This window comes from Pseudomonas sp. DTU_2021_1001937_2_SI_NGA_ILE_001, from assembly GCF_032463525.1.
In the GTDB taxonomy this organism is placed as follows: domain Bacteria; phylum Pseudomonadota; class Gammaproteobacteria; order Pseudomonadales; family Pseudomonadaceae; genus Aquipseudomonas.
Genome location: NZ_CP135971.1, coordinates 4,350,466 through 4,370,102, shown reverse-complemented (window position 1 = coordinate 4,370,102; position 19,637 = coordinate 4,350,466). Strand labels below are relative to the sequence as shown.

The 19,637-nt window shown below is 62.4% G+C and carries 14 protein-coding genes and 2 tRNA genes; 3 read left to right on the top strand and 13 right to left on the bottom strand.

Features of this window, described 5'->3' with window-relative positions; all coding sequences use genetic code 11:
* Positions 1-89: 89 nt before the first annotated feature.
* The 3 genes from RRX38_RS18915 to RRX38_RS18905 form a co-directional block, all read right to left on the bottom strand.
* Positions 90-3,374: a transglutaminase family protein gene (locus RRX38_RS18915; RefSeq protein WP_315960253.1), complete on the bottom strand. Its 3,285-nt coding sequence runs from the start codon at positions 3,372-3,374 to the stop codon at positions 90-92.
* A gap of 171 nt (positions 3,375-3,545) precedes the next feature.
* On the bottom strand, positions 3,546-4,073 hold the full coding sequence (locus RRX38_RS18910) for a hypothetical protein (RefSeq protein ID WP_315960252.1): 528 nt from the start codon (positions 4,071-4,073) through the stop codon (positions 3,546-3,548).
* Complete coding sequence (locus RRX38_RS18905) at positions 4,066-4,986, bottom strand: NAD synthetase (RefSeq protein ID WP_315960251.1); 921 nt, start codon at positions 4,984-4,986, stop codon at positions 4,066-4,068. Before RRX38_RS18905 ends, RRX38_RS18910 begins: the two co-directional genes overlap by 8 nt.
* A 176-nt stretch (positions 4,987-5,162) precedes the next feature.
* Here RRX38_RS18905 and RRX38_RS18900 point away from each other — a divergent pair, with 176 nt between their 5' ends.
* Positions 5,163-5,651, top strand: a complete 489-nt coding sequence (locus tag RRX38_RS18900) for a type VI secretion system tube protein Hcp (protein WP_315960250.1) — start codon at positions 5,163-5,165, stop codon at positions 5,649-5,651.
* Positions 5,652-5,681: 30 nt separating this feature from the next.
* On the opposite strand, the gene RRX38_RS18895 is transcribed toward RRX38_RS18900, so the two are convergent.
* The 8 genes from RRX38_RS18895 to rnr form a co-directional block, all read right to left on the bottom strand.
* Positions 5,682-8,000, bottom strand: coding sequence for a YgiQ family radical SAM protein (locus RRX38_RS18895; protein WP_315960249.1), 2,319 nt, complete (start codon positions 7,998-8,000; stop codon positions 5,682-5,684).
* A gap of 150 nt (positions 8,001-8,150) precedes the next feature.
* The gene (gene dnaB / locus RRX38_RS18890) at positions 8,151-9,545 is read right to left on the bottom strand and encodes a replicative DNA helicase (RefSeq protein WP_295476647.1); all 1,395 of its coding nucleotides are present in this window, start codon (positions 9,543-9,545) and stop codon (positions 8,151-8,153) included.
* 138 nt (positions 9,546-9,683) lie between these two features.
* Positions 9,684-10,130 (bottom strand): 50S ribosomal protein L9, encoded by a 447-nt coding sequence (rplI, locus tag RRX38_RS18885; protein WP_315960248.1) that lies wholly within the window; start codon positions 10,128-10,130, stop codon positions 9,684-9,686.
* 19 nt (positions 10,131-10,149) lie between these two features.
* The gene (locus RRX38_RS18880) at positions 10,150-11,046 is read right to left on the bottom strand and encodes a hypothetical protein (protein WP_315960247.1); all 897 of its coding nucleotides are present in this window, start codon (positions 11,044-11,046) and stop codon (positions 10,150-10,152) included.
* Between the two features lie 38 nt (positions 11,047-11,084).
* Complete coding sequence (gene rpsR, locus RRX38_RS18875) at positions 11,085-11,315, bottom strand: 30S ribosomal protein S18 (protein WP_295469880.1); 231 nt, start codon at positions 11,313-11,315, stop codon at positions 11,085-11,087.
* Positions 11,316-11,343: 28 nt separating this feature from the next.
* Positions 11,344-11,769, bottom strand: a complete 426-nt coding sequence (gene rpsF / locus RRX38_RS18870) for a 30S ribosomal protein S6 (RefSeq protein WP_295469877.1) — start codon at positions 11,767-11,769, stop codon at positions 11,344-11,346.
* Positions 11,770-12,068: 299 nt separating this feature from the next.
* Positions 12,069-12,821 carry a 23S rRNA (guanosine(2251)-2'-O)-methyltransferase RlmB gene (gene rlmB, locus RRX38_RS18865; protein ID WP_315960245.1) on the bottom strand — a complete coding sequence of 251 codons (753 nt, stop codon included), beginning with the start codon at positions 12,819-12,821 and terminating at the stop codon, positions 12,069-12,071.
* A complete protein-coding gene (gene rnr, locus RRX38_RS18860) occupies positions 12,818-15,430 on the bottom strand; it encodes a ribonuclease R (RefSeq protein WP_315960244.1) in 2,613 nt (870 codons plus the stop codon). The genes rlmB and rnr overlap by 4 nt, the downstream gene beginning before the upstream one ends.
* A gap of 225 nt (positions 15,431-15,655) precedes the next feature.
* Between rnr and RRX38_RS18855 the strand changes: the two genes are divergently transcribed.
* Positions 15,656-15,742 (top strand) — tRNA-Leu (locus tag RRX38_RS18855).
* A 67-nt stretch (positions 15,743-15,809) separates the two neighbouring features.
* Positions 15,810-15,896, top strand: a tRNA-Leu gene (locus tag RRX38_RS18850).
* A gap of 309 nt (positions 15,897-16,205) precedes the next feature.
* Here the strand turns inward: RRX38_RS18850 and RRX38_RS18845 are convergent.
* Both RRX38_RS18845 and RRX38_RS18840 read right to left on the bottom strand, forming a co-directional pair.
* Positions 16,206-18,140: a methyl-accepting chemotaxis protein gene (locus RRX38_RS18845; protein ID WP_315960243.1), complete on the bottom strand. Its 1,935-nt coding sequence runs from the start codon at positions 18,138-18,140 to the stop codon at positions 16,206-16,208.
* 165 nt (positions 18,141-18,305) lie between these two features.
* Complete coding sequence (locus RRX38_RS18840; RefSeq protein ID WP_295469869.1) at positions 18,306-19,598, bottom strand: adenylosuccinate synthase; 1,293 nt, start codon at positions 19,596-19,598, stop codon at positions 18,306-18,308.
* Positions 19,599-19,637: the final 39 nt, after the last annotated feature.

Here is a 19,637-nt window from a genome sequence, read left to right as displayed (position 1 = left end):
GTGGACTGGAGGTTAACGCACACTTATGTCACTTGCGGGACCACCGGCCTGACGGCAGCCTGCCGGAGCAGGCAGGCCACCGTAGCGACTCAGCCGCGACGTATGGGCCGATGACGACGCATATCCAGCGTCATCGGCAGTTCGTCGCTGATATTGAGCGGCGTCACCTCGACCTGGCCCGGCGTATGTCCGACGCGGAAGAATCGCGCCAGGCGCCGGCTCTCGGCCTCGTTGCCGTTGACCGGCAGCGTTTCGTAGTTGCGCCCGCCAGGATGGGCGACATGATACTCGCAACCACCCAGTGAACGCTGCATCCAGGTATCGACCAGATCGAAGACCAGCGGCGCATGCACACCGATGGTCGGTTGCAGGCAGTTGGCCGGTTGCCAGGCACGGTAGCGTACGCCAGCGACGAACTCGCCGGCCCGCCCGGTGGGCTGCAAGGGCACCGGCAAGCCGTTGCAGGTGAGCACGTAGCGCTGCGGCGGCAGACCGTTCAGGCGCACCTGCAGGCGTTCCAGCGACGAGTCCACGTAACGCACCGTGCCCCCGGCAGTGCCCTCCTCGCCCAGCACATGCCAGGGCTCCAAAGCCTGGCGCAGCTCCAGCTCGATACCCTTGACCGCGTAGTCGCCCACCTTCGGGAAGCGGAACTCCAGGTGCGCGGCGAACCACTCGGCGCGCAAGGGGTAACCGGCGGCGTTCAGTTCGGCGATGACGTCGGCGAAGTCCTGCTCGATGAAGTACGGCAGCATGAAGCGGTCATGCAGCTCGGTGCCCCAGCGCGCCAGGCGCGGCGGCGCGTAGGGTTCACGCCAGAACCGCGCGACCAGGGCGCGCAGCAGCAGTTGCTGGACCAGGCTCATGCGCGCATGCGGCGGCATCTCGAAGGCGCGCAGTTCCAGCAGGCCGAGGCGGCCACTGGCGCTGTCAGGCGAGTAGAGCTTGTCGATGCAGAATTCGGCGCGGTGGGTATTGCCAGTCACGTCGATCAACAGGTTGCGCAACAGGCGGTCGACCAGCCAGGGCGCCACGGCCTCGCCCGGCTCGGGGAACTGCGCGAAGGCGACTTCCAGTTCGTACAGCGAGTCGTTGCGCGCTTCGTCGATGCGCGGCGCCTGGGAAGTCGGGCCGATGAACAGGCCAGAGAACAGGTACGACAGCGATGGGTGGTTGTGCCAGTAGCTGATCAGGCTACGCAGCAGGTCGGGACGCCGCAGGAACGGCGAGTCGCCAGGCGTGGCGCCGCCCAGTACGAAATGGTTGCCGCCGCCGGTGCCGGTGTGGCGGCCGTCGATCATGAATTTCTCGGTGCTCAGGCGGGTCAGGCGCGCCTGTTCGTAGAGGAACTCGGTACGTTCGACCAGCTCGTCCCAGCTCGCCGAAGGCTGGACGTTGACCTCGATCACGCCCGGGTCGGGGGTGATGCGGAAGTTGGCCAGGCGCGGATCGGCTGGCGGCTCGTAGCCCTCCAGCAGTACCGGACAGTTCAGCTCGGCGGCGGTGTCTTCGAGCACCGCAACCAGCTCCAGGTAGTCTTCCAGGCGCTGCAGCGGCGGCATGAACAGGTACAGCCGTCCTTCCCTGGCCTGGGCACACAAGGCAGTCCGCACGACCCAGCCGGCCGACTCGCCGCGTTGCGGCGCCGCACGCTCGGTGCTGGCGGCCGCGACCGGTGTGGCTCGGGCAGGCAGCGGCGACAGAGGCTGGTTGGGGTCTTGGGGGTGAACGTAAGGGTAATCCTCGGGCGCTGCCCAGGCCTGGGCATTGAGCGGCAGACGGTAGCCCACGGGCGAGTCGCCGGGCACCAGCCGACAGTGCTCGCCGCGCAGGTGCCACGGGCCAGTCTGCCAGGCGTCTCCGGCAGCCGTGCGCGCCAGCGGCAGGACCTGGCCGATCACCGCGCCCAGCCCCTGCTCGAAGACCTTGCGCAGCCGCGCACGCTCCAGTTCGTCATCCAGGCGCGAATCGGTGGCGCGGAGGTTCACCGGCAGTTGCCCTTCGCGCCACAAGTAATACTGATTGTCCTCATAGGCCGGGAACACGCGACTGGCCGCCAGCCCCAGGCGCTCGGCGACGCTGGCCAGGAACACCCCGGCCAGTTCGCTGTTGGCGCCGTAGTCGCGCCCCTCATCGGCGATCAATGCCGGGTTGCGCCACACCGGCTGGCCGTCGCGGCGCCAGAAGCAGTTCAGCGACCAGCGCGGCAACTGTTCGCCGGGGTACCACTTGCCCTGGCCGAAGTGCACCAGGGCATTCGGCGCGTAATGGGCACGCAGGCGGTGGAACAGCTCGGCAGACAGCCGCCGCTTGCTCGGCCCCAGCGCGGCAGTGTTCCACTCGGCGCCGTCGCGGTCGTCGATGGACACGAAGGTTGGCTCGCCGCCCATGGTCAGGCGTACATCATCACGCTGCAGGTCCTGGTCGATCTGCTGACCGAGGGCGAGAATCTCGCTCCATTGGGCGTCGGAATACGGCCTGGTAACCCGTGGCGCCTCCCAGATGCGCTCGACCGACATGCTGTGGCTGAATTCGCTCTCGCACGGCTCGATCAGGCCACTGACCGGCGCGGCAGAAGACGGCTCGGGGCTGCATGCCAGGGGGATGTGCCCCTCACCGGCCAGCAGCCCGGAGGTGGCGTCCAGCCCGACCCAGCCGGCGCCCGGCAGGTACACCTCGCACCAGGCGTGCAGGTCGGTGAAGTCCACGTCGGTGCCGGACGGCCCATCCAGGGCCTGCTGGTCGGCCTTGAGCTGAATCAGATAGCCCGACACGAAGCGCGCCGCCAGGCCCAGATGCCGCAGCAACTGCACCAGCAGCCAGGCCGAATCGCGGCACGAGCCCGAGGCCTTTTCCAGGGTCTGTTCCGGCGTCTGTACGCCTGGCTCCATGCGGATCAGGTAACCGATGTCACGATTGACGCGCTGGTTGAGCGCCACCAGGAAGTCGATACTGGAGGTCGGGGTGCGCTCGATGCTGTCCAGATAGGCCGCGAACCTGGGCGTCAGCGGCAGGGTCTCCAGGAAAGCGCCCAGCTCGCGCTGCTCGTCGTCGGTATAGCGGAACGGAATCTTCTCGGCGTAGAGTTCGAGAAAGAAATCGAAAGGGTTGAACACCGCCAGCTCGGCGACCAGATCGACCTCGATGCGCAGCTCGCGGGTCTTCTCGGGAAACACCAGGCGCGCCAGGTAGTTACCCTGCGGGTCCTGCTGCCAGTTGATGAAATGTTCCTGGGGTAACACTTTCAGCGAATAGGACAGCACCCGGGTGCGGCTGTGCGCCGCCGGACGCAGGCGTACCACCTGAGGTCCCAGCGCCACGGCGCGCTCGTAACGGTAATGCGTGACATGGTGCAAGGCGATGTGAATCGACACGGCGTGCCTCCTGCGAGCCTGGACGGTCCCCCGGACGCGCAAGAGTTATGCCACCACAGGGCATGCACGGCGCCCGGAGCGTGGATGACGCAGGACAGTCAAGCAGAGCGCCAGGATTGCGCCAGTGTCTGCACTGTGGTGATCGACGCGCACGCAAAGGGGGCATCGCGCCTAATGTTGGCGTGACCGACCGGATCGACCACGAGCCCGAAGCATTTCGCGTTTTTTCTCCAGCGCCCTTTGTGCCTTGATTTGCTGTGTAACCGCGTCTCGCTCATGCCGAAAAGAAAGACAATGCTTGCGAAACTCCCTGTGCCGAGAAGAGTTGAGGATTAGCAGGCATAACAAAGGAAGTAGCAAGGCCAATGCATAAAGAATGGGATTGGGTTGAAAGGCGATAGTCGGAACAGCGCTGGCAAGGCATACGAAGGAAACCGCCACCATGATCCACATCCCTTGTGGCCGACCTCTGGCGATCAGGTAATTGCTTAATATGATCAAGAACACCTGCGTGCACACGACTGTCATCACCATCGGGCCGACCTCATCAACAGGCGCCTCACGCAGGTAGGTCGTTATGACAAGATTCATCGTGGCGCTGAGCGCGCCGCTCGCGCAAAGCAGTCCAGCCATCAGGACCGGCGTGTAACGGCGGGAAAACTGCCGTCGAGCGTTATAGGAAAGCCGTTCTTCATTCATCAGTGACTTCCGAATAAACCCCGATGGCCAGTGCACGGAGACTGCCCGCCGTCGAACTGCCAGTCAGGGCAAGCCCGGCGCCAAACAGGTCACTGATCTGGTTCAGAATATCTCTTCTGAGCTGCAGCGCGCTGACCCTTCGCGGCAACTCACCCGCCAGCCTCTTCAACTTCAGCAACTTGGTTGTCAAGCGCGGATCCTGGATACGAAGAAGCTCCTGGGTCAACTTTGCTCTCTCTTGTCTAGTGAGCCCTTTAAGCGCCTCTAGCAGGCTTTTTCCAGTCGACGACCTGATCACAACGACCAGCTTTACGGTGGCCATTGCAGTAACCGCAACACCTAACAAGGATATTGCATCCAGAATGATTGAGACTTCCTGATACCAATCGTTGCTGTCCAGCCAATCCTTCAAGTCCGGATTGAATATCTCCATGCTTACCCTTGCGATGCCATTGACGCACTGCATGGCTGTTGCAGCCGCCGCAGCGTAGCCCACATAAGCTACTACCGTACTGGCACCTGCTGTGAATGGTACGAGCCCGGCCCCTCCCGCACCTATGACCTGCCAGGCGATCACGGCCCCAGCACAGGATAGCGTCATCCCGAAGACTTCGAAGGCTATCTGGGACTCTCGTGGATTGACCTCCAGCGTCCGGGCAAACTCCTGTGGCGCCATATACCGCGGCGACTCACGCAGGACTACATGTTTCACTGCCACGCTGCAGAGGGCTTGAAAATCCCTGAGCGTTACGATGTTGAGTTCACTATCGATGTAGATGACACCCGCCCCGACGATGGCCGGATCGCTATCGATTATTCGAAACAAGCGCAGCAAGTCCAATGTACTTTCTATGCGCAGGCGCGCGTTGGTTTTGGCGACTGAAAACCCGTCCTTGAGCAACACCGAATGCATGAAGCCTCTCGAATCGTTATTAAATACCCGAGAATAAGCGCATCAGAAAACAGTGAGAGCCGGAAAAATCATCTTATTCTGTAAGGTATTTCTCGATCTATTCATCGCCCATTGCAACAAGTCCCCGATTCGGAAAAATTCCATCCATTGAAAGCAACCGATCGCAAGGAATAGATATGACAATGGATATGTTCCTGAAACTGGGGAATATCAAGGGAGAGTCCAGGGATAGCCAGCACCGTGATGAAATCGATATCCAATCCTTTCAATGGGGCATGACCCAGAACGGTTCGATGCATCAGGGCAGCGGTGGCGGTGCGAGCAAGGTGAGCATCCAGAACCTCAGCATTACCAAGGCCCTCGACAAGTCGACACCCAACCTGCTGATGGCCTGCTCGAGCGGCATGCATTTCCCCGAGGCCACCCTCACCGTTCGCAAGGCTGGGGGTAACCAGCCGCTTGAATATCTGGTCATTCGCCTGAAGGAAGTGTTGGTGGCGTCGTTCAACACCCAGGCAGTCAACCACAGCGAGGTGCAGGCCGAAACCTTTGCCTTGAACTTCGCCAGTGTCGAGGTCAGTTATCAGCCCCAGAAGGACGATGGCGGCAAAGCTGGCGGGGCGCTCAAGTACGGATGGAACATCCGCGAGAACAGGAAACTCTGACGGCCCTGTTGGGCCGTCAGGCCGGTTGAATCAGCGTGGTAGTACCGGCTGGCGCGAAGGCTTTTTCTTGCCCTTCTTGTTGGCCTGGGCGCGCTCGCGGGCCGCTTCCTTGTGGCGCGCCTCGGCGGCGGCCTTGGCCTGTTCGCGTTTGTCCCACGGCTTGCTGCCGTCGCTGCCGCGCGGTGGCAGACCGGTGTGCTGGGTAAGAATCTTGCCGCCACCGTTGCCGGTCGCACTGCCCTTGCCGACCTTGTGGCTGCCAGCCGGGGTAGAGTTCTTGCGCCGCGCGCTCTGGTAGCTGTCGGTGGCCGGCTGATGCAACGGGATCAGTTGGTCCTTGCCGGGGCCGATCAGGTCGGCGCGGCCCATGCGCTCCAGGGCTTCACGCAGCATCGGCCAGCCCTTCGGGTCGTGGTAGCGCAGGAAGGCCTTGTGCAGGCGACGCTGCGCTTCGCTCTTGACGATGCTCACCCCTTCGCTCTTGTAGGTGACCTTGCGCAGCGGATTCTTGCCCGAGTGGTACATGGCCGTGGCCGAGGCCATCGGCGAGGGGTAGAAGGCCTGCACCTGGTCGGCACGGAAACCGTTGCGCTTGAGCCACAGCGCCAGGTTCATCATGTCTTCGTCGGTGGTGCCAGGGTGGGCAGCAATGAAGTAAGGGATGAGGTACTGCTCCTTGCCCGCCTCTTTCGAGAATTTCTCGAACATGCGCTTGAAGCGGTCATAGGTGCCGATACCCGGCTTCATCATCTGGTTGAGCGGCCCTTCCTCGGTGTGCTCCGGGGCGATCTTCAGGTAGCCACCCACGTGGTGGGTCACCAGTTCCTTCACGTACTCCGGCGACTCCACCGCCAGGTCGTAGCGCAGGCCCGAGGCGATGAGAATCTTCTTCACCCCCGGCAGGGCGCGAGCGCTGCGGTACAGCTGGATCAGCGCGGAGTGGTCGGTGTTGAGGTTCGGGCATATGCCGGGGAACACACACGACGGTTTGCGGCAGTGCTGCTCGATCTCGGTGCTCTTGCAGGCGATGCGGTACATGTTGGCGGTCGGCCCGCCGAGATCGGAGATGACCCCGGTAAAACCTGGCACCTTGTCGCGGATCTCTTCGATCTCGCGAATGATCGATTCGTGCGAGCGGTTCTGGATGATCCGCCCTTCGTGCTCGGTGATCGAGCAGAAGGTACAGCCGCCGAAGCACCCGCGCATGATGTTCACCGAAAAGCGGATCATCTCGTAGGCCGGGATGCGCGCCTTGCCATAGACAGGGTGCGGAACACGGGCATATGGCATGCCGAACACGTAGTCCATTTCTTCGGTGGTCATCGGAATTGGCGGCGGGTTCAGCCAGATATCGATGTCGCCATGCTTCTGCACCAGCGCCCGGGCGTTGCCGGGGTTGGTTTCCAGGTGCAGCACACGGTTGGCGTGAGCATAGAGCACCGGGTCGTTGCGCACCTTCTCGAAGGACGGCAGGCGGATCACGGTCTTGTCCCGGGTCATGCGCGGGCTTTCGAGGATCTGCACCACCTTGGCTTCGTTGGGGTCCTCGACTTCGCCCTTGGCCTGCTCGATGGCGCAGGCCTGAGTGTCCTGGGTGTTCACGTAGGGGTTGATGATCTTGTCGATCTTGCCCGGCCGGTCGATGCGCGTCGAATCGACCTCGTACCAGCCCTGCGGCGTGTCACGGCGCACGAACACGGTGCCGCGTACGTCCGTGATGTCTTCGATCTTCTCGCCCCACGACAGGCGCTGGGCGACTTCCACCACGGCGCGCTCGGCGTTGCCGTAGAGCAGGATATCGGCGCAGGCATCGACCAGGATCGAATGACGAACCTTGTCCTGCCAGTAGTCGTAGTGAGCGATGCGGCGCAGCGACGCCTCGATGCCGCCCAGCACGATCGGCACGTGCTTGTAGGCTTCCTTGCAGCGCTGGCTGTACACCAGGCTGGCGCGGTCCGGGCGCTTGCCGGCCAGGCCACCAGGGGTGTAGGCGTCGTCGGAACGGATCTTCTTGTCTGCGGTGTAGCGGTTGATCATCGAGTCCATGTTGCCGGCCGCGATACCGAAGAACAGATTCGGCTCGCCGAGCTTCATGAAGTCGTCCTTGGACGTCCAGTCGGGCTGGGCAATGATGCCCACGCGGAAGCCCTGGGCTTCCAGCAGCCGGCCGATGATCGCCATGCCGAAGGACGGGTGGTCGACGTAGGCATCACCGGTGACGATGATGATGTCGCACGAGTCCCAGCCCAGTTGATCCATCTCTTCCCGGCTCATGGGCAGGAACGGCGCTGGTCCGAAACATTCGGCCCAGTACTTGGGATAGTCAAATAACGGCTTGGCTGCTTGCATGGCGGTAACCGGTGTCAGGAGTGCAGGAAAATCGCGGCCGCGGAATATAGCACAAAATTTGACCACATCCGACGGTAATGGTCGGATTTATCAAGTGCCGGAATCGGCCGCCAGAGAGGCCCGCGCACCGTGCGGCGGGCCGGCGGTGGGTCAGTCGTCGTCGAACTGATAGCTGCCCGGCGCCAGGTTCTCGAAGCGCGTGTACTTGCCGATGAACGCCAGGCGCGCGGTGCCGATGGGACCGTTACGCTGCTTCCCGATGATGATCTCGGCGATGCCCTTGTATTCGGTTTCAGGGTGATACACCTCGTCACGGTAGACGAACATGATCACGTCGGCATCCTGCTCGATCGCACCCGACTCACGGAGGTCGGAGTTGATCGGCCGCTTGTTGGGGCGCTGTTCAAGAGAGCGGTTGAGCTGCGACAGGGCGATGACCGGGCAGTTGAATTCCTTGGCCAGGGCCTTGAGCGAGCGGGAGATCTCGGAAATCTCGTTGGTACGGTTCTCACCACCGGCGCCCGGGATTTTCATCAGCTGCAGGTAGTCGATCATGATCATGCCGATCTCACCGTGCTCACGGGCCACGCGGCGGGTGCGTGCGCGCATTTCCGAGGGGCTGATGCCGGCGGTGTCGTCGATGAACAGCTTGCGGTCATTGAGCAGGTTGACCGCCGAAGTCAGGCGCGGCCAATCGTCGTCGTCCAGTTGACCGGAACGGATCTTGGTCTGGTCGATACGCCCGAGCGAGGACAGCATACGCATCATCAGCGATTCACCTGGCATTTCCAGCGAGTAGACCAGTACGGCCTTCTCGCTGCGCAATACGGCGTTCTCCACCAGGTTCATGGCGAAAGTGGTCTTACCCATCGATGGACGGCCGGCGACGATGATCAGGTCGGCCGGCTGCAGGCCGCTGGTTTTGTCGTCCAGGTCGGTGTAGCCGGTGGACAGGCCGGTGATCGCGTTCTGACTGTTGAACAGTGTGTCGATACGGTCGATGGCCTTGGTCAGCAGGTCGTTGACGCCCACCGGGCCGCCGGTCTTGGGTCGCGCCTCGGCGATCTGGAAGATCTGCCGCTCGGCCTCGTCAAGGATTTCCTCGGCTGTCCGCCCCTCGGGGTTGAAGGCGCTGTCGGCGATCTCGTTGCTGATGCCGATCAACTGACGCAGCGTGGCACGCTGGCGGACGATCTGCGCATAGGCCTTGATGTTGGCGACCGAGGGGGTGTTCTTGGCCAGCTCGCTGAGGTAGCCCAGGCCGCCCACTTGCGAGGTCTGGCCTTCCTTGTCGAGCTGCTCGGCCAGGGTCACCACGTCGATGGGCAGGTTCTGGTCGGCGAGCCGCGCGATGGCGCGGAAGATCAGGCGGTGGTCATGCCGATAGAAGTCGCCATCGGACACTTGATCGAGCACGCGCTCCCAGGCGTTGTTGTCCAGCATCAGGCCACCGAGCACAGCCTGTTCGGCCTCGATGGAATGTGGCGGCACCTTCAGGGCAGCGGTTTGCAGATCGTATTGTTCGGGGGCGGAAATATCGTTCATGGCCACTTGAATTCGAAGTTTCTCAATCAGGTGTGTGTCTGCAGCACCCTTCAGAAATACAAAGGGCACGACCTGCGAACAGGATCGTGCCCGATGTTAATCCTCTGGCGGACAGGCCGCCAGACGATCATGTGCTGCTTAGGCAGCCACCACGACAACGCGAACGGTCGCATCAACGTCGCTGTGCAGGTGCACGGCAACGTCGTACTCGCCGACGTTACGGATGGTGCCGTTCGGCAGACGAACTTCGCTCTTGGCCACTTCAACGCCGGAGGCGGTCAGGGCGTCAGCGATGTCGTGGGTGCCGATCGAACCGAACAGCTTGCCTTCGTCGCCAGCGGTGGCAGTGATGGTCACTTCCAGCTCGGCCAGTTGGGCAGCACGGCTCTGAGCCGAAGCGATACGCTCTGCAGCCAGCTTTTCCAGCTCGGCGCGACGCTCTTCGAACGCAGCCAGGTTGGCTGGGGTCGCAGGAGTGGCCTTGCCGTATGGCAGCAGGTAGTTACGGCCGTAGCCGGCCTTGACGTTTACTTTGTCGCCCAGGTTGCCCAGGTTGGCGACTTTTTCCAGAAGGATCAGTTGCATGTGGAAATCCTCTTAACTTTTAACCTTCACCGTTCGCAGGACCACTTCCGGTGTCTTTCGACCCCCGGCGGCCGCGAAAATCAATCAGGCTGTCGACAATGGCCAAGACCACGAGCAACGGATAGATCAACTGCGTCGATACCACCAGCATGATGTACATCCCCACCAGCCAGAACTTGCCCAGGCGCTTGTCAGCCACCTGCGCATGCATCAGCGAGAGGCCGGCGAAGACCAGTGGCACGCTGCACAGAGGTGTCAGCATGGCCATGTGTGCACCGAAATTCGGCCCCAACAGCATGGCGACCACCAGTACCAGCATCGGCACCGGCGACAGTCTCAAGGCCCGGAATTCGCGCCCGAAACCGCCAGGGTTGTACAACAAAGCCTGCCAGTAACGCCCCAACATCAGGCTCAGCACGCTGACGATCTGCAGCAATGTCGCTATAAGGCCGTTGAGCACCGGTGCGATCAGTGCCCCCAGGCGGCTCCGCTCTTCTACGCTCATCTGTGCGTAGAGGTCACCGAGCATGGCAGGCAGGTGTTTCTGTATCTCCTGCGCCAACTGCTCGATGGGTTCGCGGAACACCGCTCCCAGAATCACTGCGTACAACAGTCCCCACGCCACACTGGCGAGTAATACACGGGCCCAAGACTCGCTGGCACGCAAAACCATTGCCAGGCCCAGCGTTCCGACCAGCACCAGAGCGGTGCGCGGTTCGCCGAAATACCACCAGGCCAAGGCCGGCAGCAGAGCCCAGGCCAGGATGCCGGCGGCATCACTGAACCCGCGTCGCAGGAGCACCAGGCTTCCCGCGGCAGCACTCAACCAGAACAGCAGCGGCAATGCCGCACATCCGACCACCGCGAGGGTGGCCTGCATACGGCCGCGCATGATCAATTCAGCCAGGGCGCGCATGCGATCTATCCCTTGTTACGCTTGTCGACGACCCGGTCTCAGCGGCCGTGGCTGTCGGTGTAAGGCAGCAAGGCCAGGAAGCGGGCGCGCTTGATAGCGGTGGCCAGCTGACGCTGATAACGGGCTTTGGTACCGGTGATGCGGCTTGGAACGATTTTGCCGGTTTCCGATACGTAGGCCTTCAGGGTGTTGAGATCCTTGAAGTCAATCTCTTTCACGCCTTCAGCGGTGAAACGGCAGAATTTACGACGACGGAAGAAACGTGCCATGTAATAGGCTCCTCAAAAGGTCCGTGGATTACTCGTCAGCGTTATCGCTGTTGTCGCTGTTGTCGCTGTCGTCGCCATCGGCGCTGTCAGCGTGCTCAGGACGGTCGCGACGCTCACGGCGCTCGCTGCGGTTTTCTTCAGCCTTGAGCATCTCGGACTGGCCAGTGATGGCTTCGTCGCGACGGATGACCAGGTTACGGATCACGGCATCGTTGTAGCGGAAGTTGTCTTCCAGCTCGGCCAGGGCCTTGCCGGTGCACTCAACGTTCAGCATCACGTAGTGAGCCTTGTGAACGTTGTTGATGGCGTAGGCCAGTTGACGACGACCCCAGTCTTCCAGACGGTGGATCTTGCCGCCGTCTTCTTCGATCAGCTTGGTGTAACGCTCTACCATGCCGCCGACTTGCTCGCTCTGATCCGGGTGGACCAGGAAGATGATTTCGTAATGACGCATGAATGCTCCTTACGGGTTGTAGCCTGCCGCTTGCGCGGTCAGACAAGGAGTGAATGACTCGTTGTGTCTTGCCCGCCTGCAGGCACATGAAGGCCTGCCGTGACGGCAAGGGGCGCAATTGTAGAGAAGGGCCGGAGGCGGCGCAAGGACATTGGCGAATATTTGAGCAGCTTTGCAAGCTGCAAGCTGCAAGCTGCAAGCTGCAAGCTGCAAGCTGCAAGACAAAAGCAGATCATGGCGAGCAACAGATACCGAGGCCGCCCCGCCCGCTTCTCCTTGCAGCTTGTAGCTTGGCGCTTTTAACTGGCGCGCGGCGCCTTGCGCTGGCGCAGGGCCTCGAACAGGCACACGCCGGTAGCCACCGAGACATTGAGGCTGCTGACGCTGCCGGCCATGGGCAGGCGCACCAGGAAGTCACAGTGCTCGCGGGTCAGGCGACGCATGCCTTTGCCTTCGGCGCCCATGACGATGGCGATCGGGCCGGTGAGATCCTGGGCATAAAGCTCCTGCTCGGCCTCACCAGCGGTACCGACGATCCACACTCCGCGCTTCTGCAGCTTTTCCAGGCTGCGCGCCAGGTTGGTGACCGCCACCAGCGGGATGACCTCGGCTGCGCCACAGGCGACCTTGCGCACCGTGGCGTTGAGCGTCGCGGACTTGTCCTTGGGCACGATCACTGCCAGCGCCCCTGCGGCATCGGCAGTACGCAGGCAGGCACCGAGGTTGTGCGGGTCGGTCACGCCATCGAGCACCAGCAGCAGCGGCGTGCCCTCATGGCGCTCCAGCAGCTCGTCGAGCATCGCTTCGCCCCAGACCTGGCTGGGGCTGACTTCGGCGACCACGCCCTGGTGCACGCCCTCGACCCAGGCATCCATCTCGCGACGCTCGGCCTGGCCAATCTGCACACGATTCTGCCCGGCCAGCTCGACCAGCGTCTGCACGCGTGGCTCGCTGCGCCCTTCGGCCAGCCAGATCTGCTTGACCCGCTTGGGGTGGTGACGCAACAAGGCCTCTACGGCATGCACGCCGTAGACTTTTTCCAGCTCACTCATGACTTGCCCTTGGACTTGGAACGCGAAGGCCCCTTGCGATGCTTGGTGGGCTTGCCCGACGACTCGCTGCCACGCGAAGCGTCACTGCCGCCCCGCCCCGACTTGCCCGAAGATTTGCCACCGCTCTTGGCTTCGGCCAGCAGGGCTTTCTTCATTTCCCGGCTCTTGCGCACCTCGGCGTTCTTGGCCACCGCATCGCTGGGGTAGTAGGCATCGGCCACGGCCCGCTTGGACGCGCCGCGCCGACCTTCGCCCTTGGCAGGCTTGGCGGCCGGTGCCGGCGCAGGCGTTGGCGCTGGCTCGTCGAACGGCGTACCACTGCGCACTTCACGCTTGCGCGGCGCTGGCGCACTGGCGGACTTCTTGGACACCTCGAAGTCGATCTTGCGCTCATCGAGGTTGACGCGCATCACCGTGACTTCGACGGTGTCACCCAGGCGGTAGCTGCGCCCGCTGCGCTCGCCAGCCAGGCGGTGATGCACAGGGTCGAAGTGGTAGTAGTCATCTGGCAGCGCAGTGACGTGCACCATGCCTTCGACGTAGATGTCTTTCAGTTCGACGAACAGACCGAAACCGGTCACTGCGGTGATGACACCTGGGAAGGTCTCGCCCACGCGGTCTTTCATGTACTCGCACTTGAGCCAGTTGACCACGTCGCGGGTCGCCTCGTCGGCGCGGCGCTCGGTCATCGAACATTGCTCGCCGAGTTGCTCCAGGCTGTTTTCGTCGTACGGATAAATACGTGCCTTGGGAATCGTCGCGGCACCGGCGCGGCGCACATGCGGCGTCTCGCGTTTGGAGCGAATCACGCTGCGGATCGCCCGATGGGTCAGCAGATCGGGATAACGGCGGATCGGCGAGGTGAAGTGCGTGTAGGCCTCGTAATTCAGACCGAAGTGGCCGTTGTTGTCCGAGGTGTAGATCGCCTGGCTCAGCGAGCGCAGCATCACGGTCTGGATCAGGTGATGATCCGGCCGCTCGCGAATGGCCGCCAGCAAGGCCTGGTAATCCTTCGGCGACGGCCCCTCCTTGCCTTTGTGCAGCGACAGGCCCAGCTCACCGAGGAACGCGGTGAGTTTTTCCAGGCGCTCCGGAGGCGGTCCTTCGTGAACCCGGTACAACGCCGGAATCTCGTGCTTCTTGAGGAACTCGGCGGTGGCCACGTTGGCCGCCAGCATGCACTCCTCGATCAGCTTGTGAGCATCGTTGCGGGTGGTCGGACGGATCTCGGCGATCTTGCGCTCGGCACCGAAGACGATACGGGTCTCCTGGGTCTCGAAGTCGATCGCACCACGCACGTGGCGGGCGCCGAGCAGCGCCTTGTACAGCGCGTACAGGGGCTTGAGGTGCGGCACCACCTCGCTGTACTCGTCACGCAGCTTGCGCGCCTCGGCAGTGCGCGAGTGCTCCAGCATGGTGCTGACCTTGTTGTAGGTCAGCCGTGCGTGGGAGTGGATCACCGCCTCGTAGAAGACGTAGTCGATCATCTCGCCGGTCTTGGAGAAGTCCATCTCGCAGACCATGGCCAGGCGATCGACATGCGGATTGAGCGAGCACAGGCCGTTGGACAGTTCCTCGGGGAGCATCGGCACCACGCGCTCGGGGAAGTACACCGAGTTGCCGCGCTCCTGGGCCTCGGCGTCCAGCGCCGACCCCACCTTCACGTAGCTGGAGACGTCAGCGATGGCGACGTAGAGCTTCCAGCCGCCGGAGAACAGGCGCAGCTTGCCGGGGCGCGGCTCGCAGTACACGGCGTCGTCGAAGTCGCGTGCGTCTTCGCCGTCGATGGTCACGAACGGCAGGTGACGCAGGTCGATGCGGTTGACCTTGTCCTTTTCCTCGACCTCGGGCTTGAGGCGACCGGCCTCTTTCAGCACACCCTGGGGCCAGACGTGCGGGATGTCGTAGCTGCGCAGCGCGACATCGATTTCCATGCCGGGGGCCATGTAGTTGCCCACCACCTCGACCACGTCACCCTGGGGCTGGAAGCGCGGGGTCGGCCAGTGGGTGATTTTCACCGCGACGAACTGACCCACCTTGGCGCCGCCATTGCGGCCATGGGTCACCAGCACTTCCTGCTGGATCTTGGGGTTGTCCGGGATGACGAAACCGATGCCGCTTTCTTCGTAATAGCGGCCCACCACGGTTTCATGCCCACGGGAAATGACTTCGACGATCACGCCTTCACGACGGCCACGACGATCGAAGCCCGAGACACGCGCCAGGGCGCGGTCGCCGTCGAACACCAGGCGCATCTGTGCGGGGCTGAGGAACAGATCATCGGAGCCGTCGTCGGGCGACAGGAAGCCGAAGCCGTCGCGGTGGCCGATGATGCGGCCGAGGATCAGGTCCAGCTTGTCTACCGGGGCATAGGTGCCGCGCCGGGTGTAGATGAGCTGACCGTCACGTTCCATGGCGCGCAGGCGCCGACGCAGGGCTTCGATCTGGTCTTCGGTGGTCAGGCCGAATTCGTCGACCAGTTGTTCACGGGCGGCGGGCGATCCACGCTCAGCGAGGTGCTGCAGGATCAGCTCACGGCTGGGAATGGGGTTTTCGTATTTTTCCGCTTCACGAGCGGCCTCGGGATCGAGGGACTGCCAATCGGCCATTAGTATTTGTTCACCTTGTCTGTAAGGGCGCAGTTTCGCATATACGGGTTTGAAACGCTAAGCGGCCATTTCACACACCCGGTCACTTTTTTTCAAAAACCTGAAAAAAGAGCTTTACAGGCTTTCGAGCCATCCCTATGATGCGCACCACAACGGAGGCCAAGCCAACGTTGAGTTGCACGAAGCCTTGATTTCAAACGAAATTAAAGCTCAAAGCAACGAGTTGCCCAGGTGGTGAAATTGGTAGACACGCCAGCTTCAGGTGCTGGTGGCCTTACGGCCGTGGAAGTTCGAGTCTTCTCCTGGGCACCAATTCAAAACTCAAGACCTTGCCTTGAGGCGATGCAGAGTCTTAAGATTCGCATCATATGCAATACCCGCCCAGGTGGTGAAATTGGTAGACACGCCAGCTTCAGGTGCTGGTGACCTTACGGTCGTGGAAGTTCGAGTCTTCTCCTGGGCACCAATTCAGACAAAACCGAGCCAAGTGCTCGGTTTTGTGCTTTCTGCCTTACCTGCTTTCTCTCCAAATACCCCCTCAACCTCGAGATAGGCAGCAGCCCCGCACAGTGGCGGGCATTAGGCCCGATACTGGTCAGTCAGACCGGGCAGGAGCGGCTTCAGCCGCGAAGCGACCACATGCTCACAGCAGATGCACTGAATTTCCTGGCGCTTTCGCGGCTAAAGCCGCTCCCACCGAGCCACATACCGACTAACTGAACAGTATTGGCATTAAGCCACCCGCACCGGCATAACCGGTGCGGCCCATGCCATATCAAGCCTTGAACTGCCCCAGACTGGCCTTGAGCTGCGCAGCCAGACCATTGAGCACCTTGCCACTAGCGGTGGTTTCCGAAACCGCCTGCGCGGCGCGCTCGGCCTGGGCATGAATCACCTCGACCCGTCCACGCACCGCCTGAGCGCCCTCGGCCTGATGCACCGCCGCCTGGGTCGCCAGACCAATCGCCGAGTGCACCTGCTCCACCGATTCCTGCACGGTTTGCTGCAGACGGACGCTGTCACGCAGCACAGCCAACCCCTCCCTGGCCTGCTTGCCGGCCTGGTCGATGGCCGCCACTGCCTCCTTGGCACCACGCTGCAAGGCACCGATGTGCTCCTGGATATCGCCCGTGGAACTCTGCGTCTTGCTGGCCAGGGCCCGCACCTCGTCGGCGACCACCGCAAAACCGCGCCCGGTCTCACCGGCACGCGCCGCCTCGATGGCCGCGTTCAGCGCCAGCAGGTTGGTCTGCTCGGCAATGCCATGGATCACTTCGAGCACCACTTCAATCTGCTCACTCTGCTGCGCCAGCCGCTCGATCACCTGGGCACCGGTTTCCACCTGCCCGGCCAGTGCCTCGATCAACCCTCCGACCTGACCCGCCGTACGGGTGGTCTCGTCGGTTGCACGCTTGATACCCTCGACCTGCTGCAGGGCAGCCTGCATGGTCTGGCTTTCGTTCTGCGCCTCATCCGCCATGCGCTCCAGCGCCTGAAGACTGGCCGCCACTTCGTCGCGCTGACGCTCGGCTGCCGCATCCGCACCGGCATTGCGCTGACTCATCACGCCAATCTCGACACCGGTACGCTGCGCCACCTCCCCCGCCTCGCGGACGATAGGCTGCAGCTTGTCGACGAAACGGTTGACCGCCGCCGACATGTCACCGATCTCGTCATTGCTGTCGAGCCTGACCCGCTTGGTCAGGTCACCCTCACCCGCAGCCAGGTCGTTCAGCGCCACGATCAGCAGGCGCAGCTTGCTCACCACACGACGCCCGAGCACCACGGCCACCAGCAGCAATACACCCAGGCCAACCAGCGCCAGGCTCATGCCGATTCTCCAGCGCAGGGTCTCGGCGGCGCCTTGCACGGCGGCACTGGTGTTGCCCGCCATTTTCTGGGCAGTGCCTTGCGCCTCTTGCAGGCGGCTGCGCAACGCTGCGGAACTGCCGGCCGCCGCCTGCGTCAGGCTATCGGAAACCAGCTTGTCGCCGCTGGCGATGAGCGCAGAGAAGCGCTGGTCGAGGGCCTGCAGGCTTTCTTCCACGGCATTGGTGGAAACCCCCATGCGCACCTTGCCGATTTCCACACCGTTGGGGCTGATCGAAGCTTCCAGGTAATACACGCCCGGATCACTCTTGGCCGCATCGAGCACCTTGTCCATGGCGCGCTCACCCTGCCCCTTGGCCAGCAAGGCCTTGATCTTGGGGTTATCGCGATCCAGATAGCGAGTCAGATGCTCGCCAGAAGCGTCGTCGTAGATGACGAACAACACGTTGGGATTGCGCTGGGCACGCCGTGCGAATTCGGAAAGGGTCGGCGTGTCGTTATCCCACATGGCACGCGGAGCAACGGCAGCCAGCAGCTCAGCCATATCGTTGGCAGACTCACGCAGGCTCTTTTCCAGGGTACCGCGCAACTGCGCCTGCTCGTCCTTGAGTCGGGTCGACAGACCTTCGGTCAGACGCTGGCGGGTATTGGCCGACAGGGCATCCAGGCTCGCAGCGACATCGTTACTGGCTTTCTCCAGCTGGGCGGACAACTGTTGCGAATCACCACCCAGGGTGCGCGCCAGATCGGCCTCCAGTGCCGATACCGTGCTGCGCGTCAACGCCACTGCCACCAACACCTGCATCAGCAGGGCCACCCCAAGGGCAATGAACACGGGGCGCAGCAAGCGACTGCGCAGGAGAGAGAGAACAGCGGACACGGGAAACTCCTTTCACTGGTAACGCCATTAAACTGCCAGTAACTTTTCTGACGTTTCTACAGCAAAGGTCGTGCCGACAGCAAGCGACTTGACCGGTTCGCCGCCGAACGCCAGAAACGACAAAGGGCCGCACGAGGCGACCCTTTGTGGATGACGCGATGCCGATCAGGCGAACGGATGACGCAGCACGATGGTTTCGTTGCGGTCAGGACCGGTGGAAACGATGTCGATCGGTGCACCCACCAGCTCTTCAATGCGCTTGATGTAGGCGCGAGCATTGGCCGGCAGCTCTTCCAGGGTCTTGGCGCCCAAGGTGGATTCGCTCCAGCCCGGCATTTCCTCGTACACCGGACGCAGACCCACGTAGCTGTCGGCATCGGTCGGCGCTTCGATCACTGCACCCTGCTCGTTCTCGTAGCCGACGCAGATATTGATGGTCTCCAGACCATCGAGTACGTCCAGCTTGGTCAGGCACAGGCCCGAGATGCTGTTGATCTCGATGGCGCGACGCAGGATGACGGCATCGAACCAGCCGCAGCGACGAGCACGACCGGTGGTGGAACCGAATTCATGACCGCGCTTGGCCAGGAAAGCACCTGTATCGTCGAACAGTTCGGTCGGGAACGGACCCGAACCCACACGCGTGGTGTAGGCCTTGGTGATACCCAGGATGTAATCCAGGTACAGAGGACCAAAACCGGAACCGGTGGCGATGCCGCCTGCGGTGGTGTTGGAGCTGGTCACGTACGGGTAGGTGCCATGATCGATGTCCAGCAGCGAGCCTTGGGCACCTTCGAACATGATGTCCTTGCCGTTGCGACGCAGCTCGTGCAGTTCGGCGGTAACGTCGAGCATCAGCGGCTTGAGCAGCTCGGCGTACTCCATGCACTCGTCCAGGGTCTTCTGGAAGTCGATGGCCGGCTCTTTGTAGTAATTGACCAGCTGGAAGTTGTGGTAGTCCAGCAACTCGCCCAGCTTGGCGGCGAAACGCTCACGGTGGAACAGGTCACCCACGCGCAGGCCGCGGCGCGCGACCTTGTCTTCGTAGGCCGGGCCGATGCCGCGACCGGTGGTGCCGATCTTCAGCTCGCCACGGGCCTTCTCGCGCGCCTGGTCCAGCGCAACGTGATAGGACAGGATCAACGGGCAGGAAGGGCTGATACGCAGGCGCTCGCGCACCGGCACACCCTTCTCTTCGAGCTTGACGATTTCGCGCATGAGCGCATCGGGTGCCACCACCACGCCGTTACCGATCAGGCACTGCACGCCTTCGCGCAGCACGCCGGATGGAATCAGGTGCAGTACGGTCTTCTCACCGTCGATCACCAGCGTGTGGCCCGCGTTGTGACCGCCCTGGTAGCGAACTACGGCGGCGGCATGTTCGGTCAGCAGATCGACGATCTTGCCTTTGCCCTCATCACCCCATTGGGTGCCCAGGACTACGACATTCTTACCCATAACACTCGTCCTCATTCACGCAAACTTGGTGCCGGCAGC